General features: G+C 74.7%; 16 protein-coding genes. 10 read left to right on the forward strand and 6 right to left on the reverse strand.

What is annotated here, in order from left to right:
* The first annotated feature begins 138 nt into the window (after positions 1–138).
* Entirely contained in the window at positions 139–900 is a 762-nt protein-coding gene (locus tag EJG53_RS06075; protein WP_125043979.1) for an N-acyl homoserine lactonase family protein, read from the forward strand.
* 111 nt (positions 901–1,011) lie between these two features.
* On the opposite strand, the gene EJG53_RS06085 is transcribed toward EJG53_RS06075, so the two are convergent.
* The gene (locus tag EJG53_RS06085; RefSeq protein WP_125043980.1) at positions 1,012–1,794 is read right to left on the reverse strand and encodes an SDR family oxidoreductase; all 783 of its coding nucleotides are present in this window, start codon (positions 1,792–1,794) and stop codon (positions 1,012–1,014) included.
* Here EJG53_RS06085 and EJG53_RS06090 point away from each other — a divergent pair.
* Entirely contained in the window at positions 1,793–2,077 is a 285-nt protein-coding gene (locus tag EJG53_RS06090) for a hypothetical protein (RefSeq protein ID WP_125043981.1), read from the forward strand. The two genes, EJG53_RS06085 and EJG53_RS06090, sit on opposite strands and share 2 nt — an antisense overlap.
* A gap of 78 nt (positions 2,078–2,155) precedes the next feature.
* Here EJG53_RS06090 and EJG53_RS06095 read toward each other — a convergent pair whose 3' ends face one another.
* Together EJG53_RS06095 and EJG53_RS06100 are read right to left on the reverse strand one after the other, a co-directional pair.
* The gene (locus EJG53_RS06095) at positions 2,156–3,106 is read right to left on the reverse strand and encodes an SDR family oxidoreductase (protein WP_125043982.1); all 951 of its coding nucleotides are present in this window, start codon (positions 3,104–3,106) and stop codon (positions 2,156–2,158) included.
* Positions 3,096–3,956 carry an SDR family oxidoreductase gene (locus tag EJG53_RS06100; protein ID WP_174856369.1) on the reverse strand — a complete coding sequence of 287 codons (861 nt, stop codon included), beginning with the start codon at positions 3,954–3,956 and terminating at the stop codon, positions 3,096–3,098. Before EJG53_RS06100 ends, EJG53_RS06095 begins: the two co-directional genes overlap by 11 nt.
* A 98-nt stretch (positions 3,957–4,054) precedes the next feature.
* Between EJG53_RS06100 and EJG53_RS06105 the strand changes: the two genes are divergently transcribed.
* From EJG53_RS06105 to EJG53_RS06125, 5 genes are all read left to right on the forward strand, one after another.
* Positions 4,055–4,918, forward strand: coding sequence for an enoyl-CoA hydratase family protein (locus tag EJG53_RS06105; RefSeq protein ID WP_244955005.1), 864 nt, complete (start codon positions 4,055–4,057; stop codon positions 4,916–4,918).
* 11 nt (positions 4,919–4,929) lie between these two features.
* A complete protein-coding gene (locus tag EJG53_RS06110) occupies positions 4,930–5,841 on the forward strand; it encodes a CoA transferase subunit A (RefSeq protein ID WP_244955587.1) in 912 nt (303 codons plus the stop codon).
* Entirely contained in the window at positions 5,838–6,632 is a 795-nt protein-coding gene (locus EJG53_RS06115; RefSeq protein ID WP_125043983.1) for a CoA-transferase subunit beta, read from the forward strand. The genes EJG53_RS06110 and EJG53_RS06115 overlap by 4 nt, the downstream gene beginning before the upstream one ends.
* Positions 6,629–7,684, forward strand: a complete 1,056-nt coding sequence (locus tag EJG53_RS06120; RefSeq protein WP_125049191.1) for an NAD(P)H-dependent flavin oxidoreductase — start codon at positions 6,629–6,631, stop codon at positions 7,682–7,684. The genes EJG53_RS06115 and EJG53_RS06120 overlap by 4 nt, the downstream gene beginning before the upstream one ends.
* Before the next feature lie 111 nt (positions 7,685–7,795).
* Positions 7,796–8,107: a hypothetical protein gene (locus tag EJG53_RS06125; protein WP_125043984.1), complete on the forward strand. Its 312-nt coding sequence runs from the start codon at positions 7,796–7,798 to the stop codon at positions 8,105–8,107.
* A 63-nt stretch (positions 8,108–8,170) separates the two neighbouring features.
* Here the strand turns inward: EJG53_RS06125 and EJG53_RS06130 are convergent, their stop codons facing one another.
* The 3 genes from EJG53_RS06130 to EJG53_RS06140 all read right to left on the reverse strand — a co-directional run bounded on the left by EJG53_RS06130 (position 8,171) and on the right by EJG53_RS06140 (position 10,873).
* Positions 8,171–9,328: an acetyl-CoA C-acetyltransferase gene (locus EJG53_RS06130; RefSeq protein WP_125043985.1), complete on the reverse strand. Its 1,158-nt coding sequence runs from the start codon at positions 9,326–9,328 to the stop codon at positions 8,171–8,173.
* A gap of 87 nt (positions 9,329–9,415) precedes the next feature.
* Positions 9,416–10,042 (reverse strand): TetR/AcrR family transcriptional regulator, encoded by a 627-nt coding sequence (locus tag EJG53_RS06135; protein ID WP_125043986.1) that lies wholly within the window; start codon positions 10,040–10,042, stop codon positions 9,416–9,418.
* 21 nt (positions 10,043–10,063) lie between these two features.
* Positions 10,064–10,873, reverse strand: coding sequence for an SDR family oxidoreductase (locus EJG53_RS06140; protein ID WP_125043987.1), 810 nt, complete (start codon positions 10,871–10,873; stop codon positions 10,064–10,066).
* Between the two features lie 79 nt (positions 10,874–10,952).
* Between EJG53_RS06140 and EJG53_RS06145 the strand changes: the two genes are divergently transcribed.
* The 3 genes from EJG53_RS06145 to EJG53_RS06155 are packed head-to-tail and all read left to right on the forward strand — an operon-like array spanning position 10,953 to position 15,150.
* A complete protein-coding gene (locus EJG53_RS06145; RefSeq protein WP_125043988.1) occupies positions 10,953–12,143 on the forward strand; it encodes an acyl-CoA dehydrogenase family protein in 1,191 nt (396 codons plus the stop codon).
* Positions 12,144–12,193: 50 nt separating this feature from the next.
* A complete protein-coding gene (locus EJG53_RS06150; RefSeq protein ID WP_125043989.1) occupies positions 12,194–13,249 on the forward strand; it encodes an acyl-CoA dehydrogenase family protein in 1,056 nt (351 codons plus the stop codon).
* 59 nt (positions 13,250–13,308) lie between these two features.
* Positions 13,309–15,150 carry an FUSC family protein gene (locus EJG53_RS06155; protein ID WP_125043990.1) on the forward strand — a complete coding sequence of 614 codons (1,842 nt, stop codon included), beginning with the start codon at positions 13,309–13,311 and terminating at the stop codon, positions 15,148–15,150.
* Positions 15,151–15,212 lie beyond the last annotated feature (62 nt).

Genomic DNA, 15,212 nt, shown 5'->3' on the forward strand with positions numbered 1-15,212 from the left:
GTCCGCAGGCTGTGGGCCGCAGGCCACCCCCGCGCGCCGGGCCGCGCATCCCGCGCCGTGCGCCGTCCGGCACGCCGTCGCGCGCCCCGGCGTGATCGGCACCTGGCGGCGTTCGGCGGCCGCTGTCACGATGGGCCGATGGATGCTCTGGATCAGAAGGTGACCGTCAGCAGGCGCACGGCGCAGCACTCCCCCGTGCGGAGCGTGCGCAGGATCAATCTCGGCTACTTCGTGCGTCCCACGTCGGAGACCGGCGGGCCGGAGCCTCGGGTGGAGCCGGTGCTCGCGTATCTGGTGCGGCACGACGCCGGGTTACTGCTGTTCGACACGGGGATAGGGGAGGCCGATCCGGAGACCGAGGCGCACTACCGCCCCCGGCGCCGGTCCCTGGAAGCCGCGCTGGCCGCCGCGGGGCACCGGCTCGACGACGTGTCCGTAGTGGTCAACTGTCATCTGCACTTCGACCACTGCGGCGGCAATCCGCTGTTCGCCGGACGGCCCGTCCTGGTGCAGGAGACGGAGCTGGCCGAGGCCCGCGCGGGCGGGTACACGGTGGACGCACTGGTCGACTTCCCGGGCGTCGTGTACGAGGAGCTGCGCGGTGAGGCCGAGGTGTGGCCCGGCGTCCACATCGTCCCCACGCCGGGGCACACCGCGGGGCACCAGTCCCTGGTGGTGGAACAGCAGGACGGCACGGTGGTCCTGGCGGGCCAAGCCTGTGACTTCGCCTCGGACTTCGCGTCCGGCCAGTTGGCCCGGCACGCCGCCCTCGAAGGGGTCGCCGCCCCGCTGCCCGGTCATCCGCCGTGGCTGGAGCGGCTCAGCGCGTTCGAGCCGCGGCGGGTGATGTTCGCCCACGACGGTTCGGTGTGGGAGCCCGCCGAGTTCCCGGAGCCGTAGCGGCACCGGCCCGGCCGCACCCGGTCCGACGGCGCCCGGTCCGTCGGCACCCGGTCCGACCGCACCCGGCCGCTCCGACGGCGGGCCGGCGCGGTGTCACCAGGTCGCGGGTCACCAGGTACGGTCACCCCGCAGTACGGCGTCGGCGCCGCCGTCGAGGAAGACGACCTGGCCGGTGACGTGGGTGTTCTCGGGTGACGTCAGCCAGGTGAGGAGCGGGGCGACCTGTTCCGGGCGGGCGTGGCCGTGCAGGGGCATCGGCACGCTCGTGTTCACGACCTGGCGCGTCTCCGGGTCGGCGAGCATGGGCGCGGTCATGGGGGTGACGACGGTGCCCGGTGCGACGGCGTTGAGCGGGATGCCGGCGCCCGCCCAGTCGGCGGTCGTGGCGTTGCGGCGGACCCAGCGCGCGACGGCGGCCTTCGAGGAGCCGTACAGGAGGTAGCCCTCGCCGCGGTCGACGGCCGCCTGCGCGGCGGCGATCGCGGCGGGCTCGTCACCGGCCAGCGCGGCGTCGACGACGGCGGTGTCGCAGGGGTGCACGGACGCCACCGAGGAGACGACGACCGCCCGCGGGTCGGTGCCCGCGGCGAGCAGCGGGCGCAGGCCCTCCAGGGTGGCCACCGCCCCGAAGTGGTTCACCTTCACGGTCAGCGGGTCGAAGCCGGCGACTCCGGCGCAGGCGATCACCGCGTCGAGCCGGCCGCCGGTCAGTTCCCGGGCGCGCTCCACCAGTTCCGTACGGCCTTCGGGGGTGGCCAGATCCGCGTGGATGTCGGCGCCGTCGAGGTCGGCTCCGATCACGGTGCAGCCCTGCGCGCGGAGCCGGGCGGCAGTGGCCTGGCCTATGCCGGAGGCCGCTCCGGTGACGAGGCAGGTACGGGACGACGACATGGAGTGCTCCTCGGCGGGCAGGGCGATGCGGCAGGCACGACGGTTTCGGCGGGCCCCGCGCATCACGAGCAAGGCGATCACCGGGCCTGACGACGCGACGGGCGTGACGGATGTGCCGGACGTAACGGTTCGCCAGACCGACAACGCGACGGACGTGACGGAACGCCAAGTCAGCAACGCGACGGACGTGACGGACCGACAACACGCCGAGCCGGTCGACGCGCCGACCCATGCGATACGCCGCACCAGTCGATACGCCAGACCCGACGATGCGCCAGGCTGACGATGCGGCGGGCCCGACGATGCGCCGGACGTACCGATGCGCCAGGCGTGGCGATCAGTGGGTGGTGCGGTCGCCAACCTACCTCGGTGCCCCGTACACCGGTTCCGGCGCGGTCGCCTCTTCGAGCAGTCCGCGCGCCGTGTCGCCCGCCTCGACCGGGGTGAAGCGGGCCTGCCGGTCGGTGGTGGGGCCCGGGCGCCAGCCCTCCATGACCGTGATGCGCCCGCCTTCGGCCGCGAAGACCCGGCCGGTGACGCCTTCGGAGGCGGCGGAGCCGAGCCAGACGACGAGCGGTGAGACGTTCTCGGGGGCCATCGCGTCGAAGGTGCCGTCCGCCGGTGCCGCCATGGTCTCGGCGAAGGTCCGCTCGGTCATCCGGGTGCGGGCGGCCGGGGCGACGGCGTTGACCTGTACGCCGTACCGGCCCAGTTCGGCGGCGGCCACGAGAGTGAGGCCGAGGACACCGGCCTTCGCTGCGGAGTAGTTGACCTGGCCGATGCTGCCCAGCAGCCCTGCCCCCGAGCTGGTGTTGATGACGCGGGCCTGCGCCGGAGTGCCCGCCTTCGCCTGCGCACGCCAGTGCGCCGCCGCGTGCTGGAGCGGCAGGAAGTGGCCTTTGAGGTGGACGCGCAGGACGGCGTCCCACTCGTCCTCCGTCAGGTTCACCAGCATCCGGTCGCGTACGAAGCCCGCGTTGTTGACCAGGGTGTCCAGGCGTCCGTACGTGCCCAGCGCGGTGGCGACGAGCGAGGCGGCTCCGGCGGGCGTGGCGACGTCACCGCCGTGGGCGACCGCCTCGCCGCCCGCCGCGCGGATCTCCGCGGCCACCGCGTCGGCGGGGCCTCCGGCGTCCTCGGCCGGGCTGCCGTCCGGCCGTACCCCCAGGTCGTTGACGACGACCCGGGCGCCTTCGGCGGCGAACGCCAGGGCGTGGGCACGGCCGAGGCCGCGGCCCGCGCCGGTGACGGCGACCACGCGGCCGGCGCAGAGACCGGTGGCGGCGCTCACGGTCGGGTGGTCATCGGTCATCGCTGCCCTCCGGGTCGGCGGTGGCGGCCGTACCGGCCGCCGAAGACAGGAACGGGGACGGGTCCGGCGCACCGGGCGGCTGTCCGGCCGCCTCCAGGAAGGCCGGCCGTTCGCCCCCGCCGTGGACGGCCAGGCTCGCCCCGCTCACGTAGGCGCACCGGTCGCCGGCGAGGAAGGCGCAGAGTTCGCCGATCTCGTCGGGGGTCGCGAGCCTGCCGAGCGGGACGGTGCGGCCGACGGCGGCGATGCCCGCCTCGTCGCCGTAGTGCAGGTGGGAGAGTTCGGTACGGACCATGCCGACGACGAGGGTGTTGACGCGGATGTGCGGCGCCCATTCGACGGCCATGGTGCGGGCGAGGTTCTCCAGGCCCGCCTTCGCCGCCCCGTAGGCGGCGGAGCCGGGCGACGGGCGGGTGCCGCTGACGCTGCCGATCATGATGATCGAGCCGCCGGCCGGCTGCCGCGCCATGACGGCCCGTGCGGCGAGGGAGACGGTCAGCGGCGCGACGAGGTTCAGTTCGACGACCCGGGCGGCCTGCTGCGGCGAGGAGTCGTCGAGGAGCCGGTACGGGGTGCCGCCCGCGTTGTTGACGAGGATGTCGAGGCGTCCGTGACGGGCCCGTACCCGGTCGAAGCAGGCGGCGACCGCGTCGGGGTCGCGCACGTCCACCGGTTCGTAGGCGGCGGTGCGCCCGTCCGCCGCCGTGACCGGCCGCTCCGGCGGGCGGCGGGCGCAGGCGACGACCTCGGCTCCGGCCGCCAGCAGGGCCCGGACGACACCGGCGCCGACGCCCCGGGTGCCGCCCGTGACGACCGCGACGCGCCCCGACAGATCGATGTCGAGCGCCAAAAGGCCACCTCCGCCCTCCCGTTGCGGGCCCCGCGCTGCTACCTTCGCAAGCGGCCTGCACCTAACAAACGTTTGGTGGAAAGGTAGCTGATCCGCCCATGGGTGTCTCCACCTCCGTCACCGTGTCCCGCCCCCAGGACGGCACCGCGCTGGTCACCGTCGACCGGCCGCCGGTCAACGCCCTGCCCGTACAGGACTGGTTCGACCTGGCCGACGCGGTCCGCGCGGCCGGCCGCGACCCCGGCGTCCGCTGTGTGGTGCTCGCCGCGGCGGGCCGCGGCTTCAACGCGGGCGTGGACATCAAGGAGATGCGGCGGACGCCGGGGCACGCCGCGTTGCTCGGCGCCAACCGGGGCTGTTACGAGGCGTTTGCGGCCGTCTACGACTGCGAGGTGCCGGTCGTCGCCGCCGTGCGGGGCCACTGCCTGGGCGGCGGCATCGGGCTGGTGGGCAACGCGGACGCGATCGTGGCGAGCGACGACGCGACGTTCGGCCTGCCCGAACTGGACCGCGGCGCGCTCGGCGCGGCCACCCACCTCGCCCGGCTCGTCCCGCCGCACCTGATGCGCACCCTCTACTACACCTCGCGCACCGTGACCGCCGCCGAACTCCACCGGCACGGCTCCGTCTGGTCCGTGGTGCCGCGCGACGAGGTGCTGGCCACGGCGCTGGCGCTGGCCGGGGAGATCGCCGCCAAGGACGGGTACCTGCTGCGGCTGGCCAAGGCCGCCATCAACGGCATCGACCCGGTCGACGTGCACCGCAGCTACCGCTTCGAGCAGGGCTTCACGTTCGAGGCCAACCTCAGCGGCGTCGCCGACCGGCACCGGGACGCCTTCGCGCGGAACAGGGAGAACAGGGGGAACAGCACGCCGGCGGACGGTCCGGAGCGCGAACGCAGCGAAGACACGCCCGAAACCGACGCCCCCGAAACCAACGCCCCCGAAGGGAACCCGAGTTGAGCGACAAGAGGATGACCGCCGACGGCGTGGTGGCGCGGCTGGAGAGCGGCATGACGCTCGGCATCGGCGGCTGGGGTTCGCGCCGCAAGCCGATGGCGCTGGTCCGTGCCCTGCTGCGGTCCGGCCTGACGGATCTCACCGTCGTCTCCTGCGGCGGCCCCGATGTCGGCCTGCTGGCGGCCGCCGGGAAGATCCGCCGGCTGGTCACGCCCTTCGTCACGCTGGACTCGGTCCCCCTGGAGCCGCACTTCCGCGCCGCCCGCGAGCGCGGCGCCCTGGAACTGACCGAGCTGGACGAGGCGATGTTCCTATGGGGCCTGACCGCGGCGGGCCAGCGGCTGCCGTTCATGCCGGTACGGGCCGGGCTCGGCTCCGACGTGCTGCGGGTCAACCCCCATCTCCGTACGGTCACTTCGCCGTACGAGGACGGCGAGGTGCTGGCCGCCGCCCCGGCGCTGCGGCTGGACGCGGCGCTGGTGCACCTCAACCGGGCGGACGCCCGGGGCAACGCCCAGTATCTGGGGCCCGACCCGTACTTCGACGACCTCTTCTGCGAGGCGGCGGACACGGCGTACGTCTCGTGCGAACGGATCGTGGACGGCGAAGAGCTGGCGCGGGCGGGCTGTCCGCAGACGCTGCTGGTCAGCCGGATGTTCGTCAGCGGTGTCGTGGAGGCGCCGCGCGGTGCGCACTTCACGTCCTGTGTGCCGGACTACGGGCGGGACGAGGCGTTCCAGCGGGCGTACGTCCGGGCGGCGGCGGACCCGGACACGTGGGCGGCGTTCGTCAAGCGCTTCCTGTCGGGCGACGAGGACGACTACCGGGCGGCGGTGGCGGCCTTCACCGAAGAGGCCGGAGAGAGCGAAGAGAGCGAAGAGAGCAAGCCCGCAGCAGCCGGGACGACCGCCGAGGAGCGCCGATGACCGCCCGCACCCGGCCCACGGCCGTCACCCGCGCCGAATACTGCGTGATCGCCTGCGCCGAGGTGTGGCGCGGCGCGGGCGAGGTGCTCGCCTCCCCCATGGGCACGGTTCCCGCCCTCGGCGCGCGGCTGGCGCGGCTGACCTTCTCCCCCGACCTCCTGCTGACGGACGGCGAGGCGCTGCTCGTCGGCGGCGGACCGGCGGCAGGGAGGACGGGCGCGCCAGAGCCGATGACCGAGGGCTGGCTGCCGTACCGCCGGCATCTGGCGCTGGTGGCCACCGGCCGCCGCCACGTCATGATGGGCGCGAGCCAGATCGACCGGTACGGCAACCAGAACATCTCCTGCATCGGGGACTGGGCGCGCCCGTCCCGCCAGTTGCTCGGGGTGCGGGGCGCGCCGGTCAACACCCTCAACCACCCGACCAGCTACTGGGTGCCGAAGCACTCGCCGCGGACCTTTGTCGAGCGGGTCGACATGGTCTGCGGCGTCGGGTACGACCGGGCCGCGGCGGCCGGGCCGTCCGCCACCCGCTTCCACCGCGTCCCGGAGGTCGTCAGCGACCTCGGCGTGTTCGACTTCGAGACGCCCGATCGCACCCTGCGCGTCCGGTCGCTGCATCCCGGCGTACGGCTCGAAGACGTCCGCGCGGCGACGGGGTTCACCCTGCACGTACCGGACGGAGAGGTTCCGCACACCCGTGAACCGACCGCCGAAGAACTGCGCCTGCTCCGCGAGGTCGTCGACCCGGGCGGGCTGCGCGACCGCGAGGTGCCGCCGTGCGGCCCCTGACCACCGCGCTGACCGAGCTGACGGGCGTCCGCCATCCCGTCGTGCAGACCGGCATGGGGTGGGTCGCCGGGCCGCGCCTGGTCTCCGCCACCGCCGAGGCGGGCGCGCTCGGCATCCTGGCGTCCGCCACCATGTCGACCGAGCGGCTGCGGGCCGCGGTCCGCGAGGTCGCCTCCCGTACGGACCGGCCCTTCGGCGTCAATCTGCGGGCGGACGCCGGGGACGCGGCCGAGCGGGTGCACGTCATCATCGAGGAAGGCGTGCGGGTCGCCTCGTTCGCCCTGGCGCCCTCGCGGGAGCTGATCGCCCGCCTCAAGGACGCGGGAGTCGTCGTCATCCCGACGGTGGGGGCGCGGCGGCACGCGGAGAAGGTCGCCGCGTGGGGTGCGGACGCGGTGATCGTCCAGGGCGCGGAGGGCGGCGGGCACACCGGTGAGGTGGCGACCAGCGTGCTGCTGCCGCAGGTCGTGGACGCGGTGGACATCCCGGTCGTGGCGGCCGGCGGCTTCCACGACGGGCGCGGGCTGGTGGCCGCCCTGGCCTTCGGGGCGGCCGGTGTGGCCATGGGGACGCGCTTCCTGCTCACGTCCGACAGCACCGTCCCGGAGGCGGTCAAGGCGCGCTACCTGGCGGCCTCGGTCGGGGACGTCACCGTGACGCGTGCGGTGGACGGGCTGCCGCACCGGATGCTGCGGACGGATTTGGTGGCGGCCCTGGAGCGGTCCGGGCGCCCGGCGGCGCTGCTGCGGGCCGTGCGGCACGCCGCCGCGTTCCGGAAGGAGGCGGGGACGGGCTGGGCCCGTACGGTGCGCGACGGGCTGGCCATGAAGCGGGGCGCGGGGCTGACCTGGAGCCAGGTGCTGCTGGCCGCGAACACGCCGATGATGCTGCGGGCCGCGCTGGTGGAGGGCCGTACGGACGCCGGGGTGATGGCGTCCGGGCAGGTGGCCGGGGTCATCGAGGACCTGCCGTCGTGCGCGGAACTGGTCGGCCGGATCATGGCCGAGGCGGCGGCGACGCTGGACCGGCTGGAGCGGGGCGGCACGGAGTGAGCGGGCCGGACCCGAACACCGGTCCGGATGTCGTCCACTACGGTGGAGGCCGAACACTGTAGGCCGTCCCGGGTCCCGCCGCGGGCGGAGGTTTCCATCGGGGGAGATCACATGCGCAAGTTCCTCGCCACGGCCGTCGCGGCGACGGCGCTCAGCACGACCCTGGGCCTGGCCACGGCCGCGCAGGCCGAGGCGGCCCCTCGGGCGCCGCAGTGCGCCAAGGTGATGAAGTACTTCACCAAGGACCACCAGCGGTTCGTCCGCCTGAAGAACCTCTGCGCGCAGCGCACCGCCTGCTACACGATCGTCGTACCGGCCCGGCCCGCCGTGAACGGCCGCCTCGCCAAGGGCACGACCAAGGACGTCCGGTACGGCACGGACCGGGGCCCGCGCGCCCTGTACGTGAAGAACCGGGCCTGCTGAAAGAACCGGTCCTGCTGACACCGGGCCGGGTGCCGGTCCCGGGGGCCCGGCACCCGGCCCTCCTCACAGCCGTTCGATCACGGTCACATTGGCCTGGCCGCCGCCCTCGCACATCGTCTGGAGCCCGTAGCGTCCGCCGGTGCGCTCCAGCTCGTGCAGCAGCGTGGTCATGAGCCGGCAGCCGGTCGCGCCGAGCGGGTGGCCGAGGGCGATGGCGCCGCCGTTGACGTTGACCCGGGCGGGGTCGGCTCCGGTCTCTTCCAGCCAGGCGAGGACCACCGGCGCGAACGCCTCGTTGATCTCCACGAGGTCGACGGCGTCGATGCCGAGTCCGGTCTTCTTCAGCGCGTGGGCGGTGGCCGGGATCGGCGCGGACAGCATCCGGACCGGGTCCTCGCCGCGTACGGACAGGTGGTGGACGCGGGCGCGCGGCGTCAGCCCGTGGTCCCGTACGGCCCGCTCGCTCGCCAGCAGCAGGGCCGCGGCGCCGTCGGACACCTGGGAGGAGACGGCGGCCGTGAGCCGGCCGCCGGGCACCACCGGCGCGAGGGCGGCCATCTTCGCCGCCGAGGTGTCACGGCGCGGGCCCTCGTCGGCCGTCACGTCCCCGTACGGGACCAGCTCGCGCGCGAAGCGCCCCTCGTCGGCGGCGCGGACGGCCCGCCGGTGCGAGCGCAGCGCGTACTCCTCCATGTCCGTACGGGAGATGCGCCATTTGTCCGCGATCAGTTCGGCGCCGTGGAACTGGTCCACCGGCTGGTCGCCGTACCGGGCGCGCCAGCCCTCGCTGCCCGCGAACGGTCCTTCGGTCAGCCCGAGCGGTTCGGCGGCCCGGCGGCTCGCGAAGGCGATGGGGATCATCGACATGTTCTGGGTGCCGCCCGCGACGACCAGGTCCTGGGTGCCGGAGAGCACGGCCTGCGCGGCGAAGTGGACGGCCTGCTGGGAGGAGCCGCACTGCCGGTCGACGGTGACGCCCGGCACCTCCTCGGGGAGTCCGGCCGCCAGCCAGCTCGTACGGGCGATGTCCCCGGCCTGCGGGCCGACGGCGTCCAGGCAGCCGAAGACCACGTCGTCCACGGCGGCCGGGTCCACGCCCGTACGCGCCATCAGCGCTTTGAGGACGTGCGCGCCGAGGTCGGCCGGGTGCGCGGCGGCGAGCCCGCCGCCGCGCTTGCCGACCGGAGTGCGCAGCGCGTCGATGATGTATGCCTCGGCCATGCCGGCTCCTGGGTCGTCGGGACGGGCGGAGCGTGCGGGGTGCGCTGGTGCTGAAGGCGACGCTGGGTACGGGGGTACGGCGGTGTGTCAGTCCCGTACGGCGATGCCGTCCAGCACCATCGACAGGTACTGGCGGGCGATCTCCTCCGGGCCGTGGTGGCCGCCCGGCCGGTACCAGCTCGCGGCGACCCAGACGGTGTCGCGGACGAACCGGTAGGTGAGCCGGACGTCGAGGTCGGGGCGGAAGACGCCGTCGGCGACGCCGCGTTCCAGCGTGCCGAGCCACGCCTTCTCGAACTTCTGCTGCGAGTCGGCGAGATAGCCGAAACGGGGCCGTCCGGCGAGCTGCCTGGACTCCTTCTGGTAGATGGCCACGGCGGGACGGTGCCGGTCGATCTCCCGGAAGGACTCGGTGACCAGGGCCTCGATGGTCTCCCGGGGGCCGAGCCCGGCGGCGAGCACCGCGTCGTACCCGGCCCACAGCTCGCCCAGGAAGGTGCTGAGGATCTCGTCCAGCATCGATTCCTTGGAGTCGAAGTGGTAGTAGAGGCTGCCCGCGAGCAGCCCGGCCTCGTCCGCGATCCGGCGTACGGTCGTCGCGTCGTAGCCGTGGGCGGCGAACACCTCGGCCGCGGTGGCGAGCAGTTCACGGCGGCGGGCGGGTGACGGCGGGGTCACGGCGGCCGGTTTCGCGGTCTTCTTTGCGGTGGACACGGGCTCATTGTCCCTCCCCGGTCACGCGCGCTGACTGCTGACCGGGACCGTCTCGCCGGTCATGTACGAGGCGTAGTCGCTGGCGAGGAAGACGATGACGTTGGCGACCTCCCACGGCTCGGCGGAGCGCCCGAACGCCTCCCGGCCGGTCAGCTCGGTCAGCAGTTCTTCGCCGGTGACCTTCGCCAGGTGCGGGTGGACGGCCAGGCTGGGCGAGACGGCGTTGACCCGGACCCCGTACGCGGCGGCCTCCACGGCGGCGCAGCGGGTCAGTGCCATCACCCCGGCTTTGGCAGCGGCGTAGTGCGCCTGGCCGCGCTGGGCGCGCCAGCCCACCACCGAGGCGTTGTTGACGACGACGCCGCCCCGGCCGGCCGCGCGCATCCGGCGCAGCGCGGCGCGGGTGCAGCGGAAGGTGCCGTTCAGGGTGACGTCGAGGACGGCGGTCCACTGGTCGTCGGTCATCGCCACCAGGTCGGCGCTGCCGCCGAGTCCGGCGTTGTTGACGACGACGTCCAGCCGCCCGTGCAGCCGCTCGGCGTGTTCGAAGAGGGCGGCGACCTGCGCCTCGTCGGTGACGTCGCAGGGCTGCGCGGCGACCCGCCCGGCGCCGAACTCGGCGGCGAGCGCGGCCGCGTACTCCTTCAGGCGCCGGGTGTGCGCGTCGGAGAGGAGTACGTCCGCGCCTTCCTCCAGGAGTCTGCGCGCGGTGGCGCCGCCGATGCCGGTGCCCGCCGCGGCGGTGACGACGGCCGTGCGGCCGGTGAGCAGGCCGTGTCCGGGGACGTACGGGGGTGCCGGGGGCGCCGTCGGAGGCTTCTCGGGCGTCATGGCGGTACGCTAACCTACCAAACACTTGTTAGGGAACGGTCCCGCAGGAGCCCGCCGCCACCGGGGAGGCCGCTCGTCGATGGATCTCGAACTCAGCGCGGACGACGAGGAGTTCCGGTGCGCGGCACGGGAATGGCTGACCGCCCACGTACCCGCCGTACCCCTGCCCTCCCTGGAGACGGCGGAGGGTTTCGCCGCCCACCGCGCGTGGGAGCGCGAACTGCACTCAGGGCGCTGGTCGGTGGTGTCCTGGCCCGAGGAGTACGGCGGGCGCGGCGCCTCTCTGGTCCGCTGGCTGCTCTTCGAGGAGGAGTACTACGCGGCGCGGGCGCCCGGCCGGGTCTCCCAGAACGGCATCAGTCTGCTCGCTCCCACCCTTTTCGAGCACGGTACGGGCGAGCAGCTTGCGCGTGTGCTGCCCGCGATGGCGAGTGGCGCGACCGTCTGGGCACAGGCGTGGTCCGAGCCCGGCGCCGGTTCCGATCTCGCCGCGCTGCGGTCGGCCGCCGTACGGACCGAGGGCGGCTGGCTGCTGCGCGGGCACAAGACCTGGTCCTCCCGGGCGGCCTTCGCGGACCGGGCCTTCGGGCTGTTCCGCAGCCACCCCGGCGCGGACCGGCCGCACCACGGGCTCACGTATCTGATGTTCGACCTGGCCGCGCCGGGCGTGACGGTGCGGCCGATCGGCCGTCTCGACGGGAAACCGGCCTTCGCCGAGCTGTTCCTGGACGACGTGTTCGTGCCGGACGCCGACGTGATCGGCGAGCCGGGCCGGGGCTGGCGGGTCGCGATGAGCACGGCGGGCAACGAGCGAGGGCTGACGCTGCGCAGCCCGGGGCGCTTCACGGCCGCCGCCGCCCGCCTCGCCGCCCTGTGGCAAGAGACCGCCGACCCGTCCGACACCGCACTGCGCGACCGGGTCGCCGACGCGGTCATCGGCGCCCGCGCCTACCGGCTGGCCGCCTACGCCGGTGCCGCACGGCTCGCGGCGGGCGGCGCGCCAGGGGCGGCGGGCGGCGCTCCGGGCGCCGAGGCCAGTCTCACCAAGGTCTTCTGGTCCGAGCTGGACATCGCCCTGCACGAGACGGCGCTCGACCTCCTCGGCCCGTACGGCGAGCTGGCCGCCGACGCCGCCGAGGCTCCGGACCACGGGAGCTGGGCCGACGGCTGGATCTTCGCGTTGGCCGGTCCGGTCTACGCCGGTACGAACGAGATCCAGCGCGACATCATCGCCGAACGGCTGCTGGGCCTGCCGAAGGGGCGGCGCTGAGCCGGACCGGCGAGCCCGTTCGGCAAGGGGCGCGGCGAGGGAGTTGAGGGATGCGGTTCCTTCTGGACGACGAGCAGCGGGAGTTCGGCCGGACGCTCGGCCGGATGCTGGCGGCGGCGGACACCCCGGCCGCCGTACGGGCCTGGGGCGCCGGGGACCGCGGCCCCGGGCGCGCGGTGTGGCGGCGGCTCGGGGAGGCCGGGGTGTTCGGGCTGGCCGTACCGGAGAAGTACGGGGGCTCGGGGTTCCTGCCGGTCGAACTGGTCGTGGCGTACGTCGAGGCGGGGCGGCACGCCGTCCCGGGGCCACTGGTGGAGACGGCCGCGGCGGCCGTACTGCTCGACCGGCTCGGCGACGCGGGCTTGACCGGGGGCCGGCTGCCCGCCGTCACGGCCGAGGACTGGCTGCCTGCCGTGGCGGCCGGGGACGCGATGGTGTCGTACGCGGATCTGGCGCGCGGGCCGTACGCCCTCGACGCGGAGGCCGCCGACGCCACCTTCGCCGTGCGCGGCGACACACTGTGGCGGCCCGGCAGGGGCGGAGCGGCCCAGCCGTCGGTCGATCCGGCCCGGCTGCTGTCCCGGTGCGCGGTGGACGGCGGAGACGTCCTGGCGAGCGGACCGGCCGTGCGGGACGCCGCCGCGTACGCGGCGGACACCGCGCGGCTGCTCACCGCGGCGCAGGCGCTCGGCGTCGGCCGGCGGCTGCTGGACGACACCGTGGCGTACGTCGGGCAGCGCACCCAGTTCGGTGTCGTGATCGGCTCGTTCCAGGCGGTGAAGCACCGGCTGGCGGATGTGCTGGTGGCACTGGAGTTCGCCGGGCCGCTGGTCCTCGGGGCCGCGGTGGAGCTCGCGGGCGGGACGGCGGACGACGGCGAGGGCCCGGCCGGAGCGGGCACCGGCATCGCGATGGCAAAGGTGGCCGCGGGCGAGGCCGCCTATGCCGCGGCGCGGGCCGCACTCCAGTTGCACGGTGCCTTGGGCTACACCGACGAGCTGGACCTTTCCTTGTGGATACGTAAGGCGCGGGCGCTGCGTGGCGCCTGGGGCACGCCCGCGGAGTGCCGGGCGCGGGTGCTCGCCTCCCCCGCGCCGGGCCGGTGAGCACGGTGAGCACACGAACGCGAATCTTTTACGAGTAAAACACCTGTTAAGCTTCTGGTATGGGGAAACACGCCAGACCGACGGGAAAGCAGGCAGCGGCCCTCTCCGGGAGCGCCGGCGCGGTCCGCGCGCGCCCGCTGCCTCTCAGGAGCACGGTCCTGCTGCGCCGCCCCGTGGACATCTGGCACAAGCCCGCGCTCAGCGCGGTCGTCGCCCTCGGCATCCCCGAGTTCATCCTGCTCGCGCTGGGCCGTCTGGACCTGGTCCTGTACACCTCGGCCGGCGCGATGTGTACCCTGTACGCACACGGCCTGCCGTACGCGGCCCGCGCGCGCACGCTGGCATGGGTGGTGCTCGGCATGGTCGCCAGCCTCGGTGCCGCCCTGACCGCCGCCTCACTCACCACGTCGGTCCCGCTGCTCGTCCTGCTCGCCTCGCTGGTCGCCGCCGTACACAAGACGGTCTGCGACGCGACCCGCGTCGGGCCGCCGGGAAACCTGATCTTCACCTTCATCTCGGCGTCCGCCTTCTTCGTGCCGCAGCGGATCGGCCAGGTGCCCTTCTACCTGTCCCTGGCCCTGGGCGCCGGTGCGCTCGCCTGGCTGGTGTGCATGGCTCCCGCGCTGCTCCGGCCGCGCGGGCCGGAGCGCATCGCCACGGCGCGGGCCCTGGAGGCCGCCGCCGCGCTGCTGCGCACCGGCCCGGAGCCCGGCGACTCCCCCGCCGCACCGGACCGCGCGCGGCACGCCACCGCCGCCGCCGTGAACGCCGCCTGGCACACGCTCTTCCAGGTCCCGGGCCGAACCCCCGCCGCGGCCGCCGACCGTTCGGGGCTGGAGCGGCTGCTCGTACGGGCCGAGTCGGCCCTCGCCGCCAAGGAGGCCGACGAGGAGGAGGCGGAGCGCTGCACGGCGTGGGCGCGCGAGCTGCGCCGAGGCCGGGCGCTGCCGCAGGTCGCGCTCACCGGCGCACAGGCCGGTGAGCTGGCCGGGGTCGCCGCGGAGCACGCGGACCGCGAACGGAGCGCCGGCCACGGACGGGCCGCGGGCCTGGAGCCGCGCCGCCCCGCGCCCGGCCACCCGCACGGCTTCCGCGCCGTGCTCCACCGTCTGGCGCCCGGCTCACCGCTGCTGCCCATCGGCGCGCGGGTGGCCGCCGGCTGCGCGCTGGCGGGCTGGGGCTCGATGGCGGTCGGTGTCGGCCACCCGTACTGGGCCGTGGTCACCGCGGCCTCCATCTACCAGGCCAACACCACCCTCTCGTGGCAGCGGGCCTTGCAGCGCACCATCGGCAACCTCCTCGGGCTGCTGCTCTTCACCGCGCTGCTGCCGGTCATCCACACCGGCCACCTCGCGATGATCCTGCTGGCGCTCACCTTCCAGTTCTGCGCCGAGGCGAGCATCACCCGCAACTACTGGCTCGGCTCGGTCTGGGTCACCCCGATGGCCCTGCTGCTGACCGAGTTCGGCAGCCACCTGCCCGCCCGGACACTGGTCACCGACCGCTGGACCGACACCGTCGTGGGGGCGGCCGTGGGCCTGGCCTGCTGCGTCCTGGTCACCAACCGCCGCGCCGCCGACCGCATCGAAGCGGCACTGGACCGGGTGGCGGCCGCCGAGGCCGCCGCGCTCCGGCTGCTGGACGGCGACGGCGACGGTGATCCGGAGGCGGAACGGGTACGGCCGGAGGGGGCCCGGGGCGACGACGCGCGCGAGATCGGCTGGGCGCGCGACCGCCTGGCCGCCGGCCTGGTCGAGCTGCGGGAAGCGGTGGACGTGTCGGCCGGCGAGTGGTGGCAGCGCGCCGTCCCCGAGGAGCGCGTCGCCCTGGCCGAGCGGCAGGGGCACCGCACGCTGGCCCGGCTCGTCCGCCGGCTGTCCGCTCCGACGCTGGCCGCGTAGCCGCGCACCCCAGATCCCCACCTAGCCGCGTGCCGCTCCCCCGCCGTCCGGCCCGTACCCGG

It is taken from the genome of Streptomyces chrestomyceticus JCM 4735 (assembly GCF_003865135.1).
GTDB classification, from domain to species: Bacteria; Actinomycetota; Actinomycetes; order Streptomycetales; family Streptomycetaceae; genus Streptomyces; species Streptomyces chrestomyceticus.

Excerpts from the sequence above, each read along its gene's own strand:
- EJG53_RS06075 (WP_125043979.1), top strand. The coding sequence starts at position 139 with ATGGATGCTCTGGATCAGAAGGTGACCGTCAGCAGGCGCACGGCGCAG.
- EJG53_RS06090 (WP_125043981.1), top strand. The coding sequence starts at position 1,793 with ATGGAGTGCTCCTCGGCGGGCAGGGCGATGCGGCAGGCACGACGGTTT.
- EJG53_RS06085 (WP_125043980.1), bottom strand. The coding sequence starts at position 1,794 with ATGTCGTCGTCCCGTACCTGCCTCGTCACCGGAGCGGCCTCCGGCATA.
- EJG53_RS06095 (WP_125043982.1), bottom strand. The coding sequence starts at position 3,106 with ATGACCGATGACCACCCGACCGTGAGCGCCGCCACCGGTCTCTGCGCC.
- EJG53_RS06105 (WP_244955005.1), top strand. The coding sequence starts at position 4,055 with ATGGGTGTCTCCACCTCCGTCACCGTGTCCCGCCCCCAGGACGGCACC.
- EJG53_RS06110 (WP_244955587.1), top strand. The coding sequence starts at position 4,930 with ATGACCGCCGACGGCGTGGTGGCGCGGCTGGAGAGCGGCATGACGCTC.
- EJG53_RS06115 (WP_125043983.1), top strand. The coding sequence starts at position 5,838 with ATGACCGCCCGCACCCGGCCCACGGCCGTCACCCGCGCCGAATACTGC.
- EJG53_RS06125 (WP_125043984.1), top strand. The coding sequence starts at position 7,796 with ATGCGCAAGTTCCTCGCCACGGCCGTCGCGGCGACGGCGCTCAGCACG.
- EJG53_RS06130 (WP_125043985.1), bottom strand. The coding sequence starts at position 9,328 with ATGGCCGAGGCATACATCATCGACGCGCTGCGCACTCCGGTCGGCAAG.
- EJG53_RS06140 (WP_125043987.1), bottom strand. The coding sequence starts at position 10,873 with ATGACGCCCGAGAAGCCTCCGACGGCGCCCCCGGCACCCCCGTACGTC.
- EJG53_RS06145 (WP_125043988.1), top strand. The coding sequence starts at position 10,953 with ATGGATCTCGAACTCAGCGCGGACGACGAGGAGTTCCGGTGCGCGGCA.
- EJG53_RS06150 (WP_125043989.1), top strand. The coding sequence starts at position 12,194 with ATGCGGTTCCTTCTGGACGACGAGCAGCGGGAGTTCGGCCGGACGCTC.
- EJG53_RS06155 (WP_125043990.1), top strand. The coding sequence starts at position 13,309 with ATGGGGAAACACGCCAGACCGACGGGAAAGCAGGCAGCGGCCCTCTCC.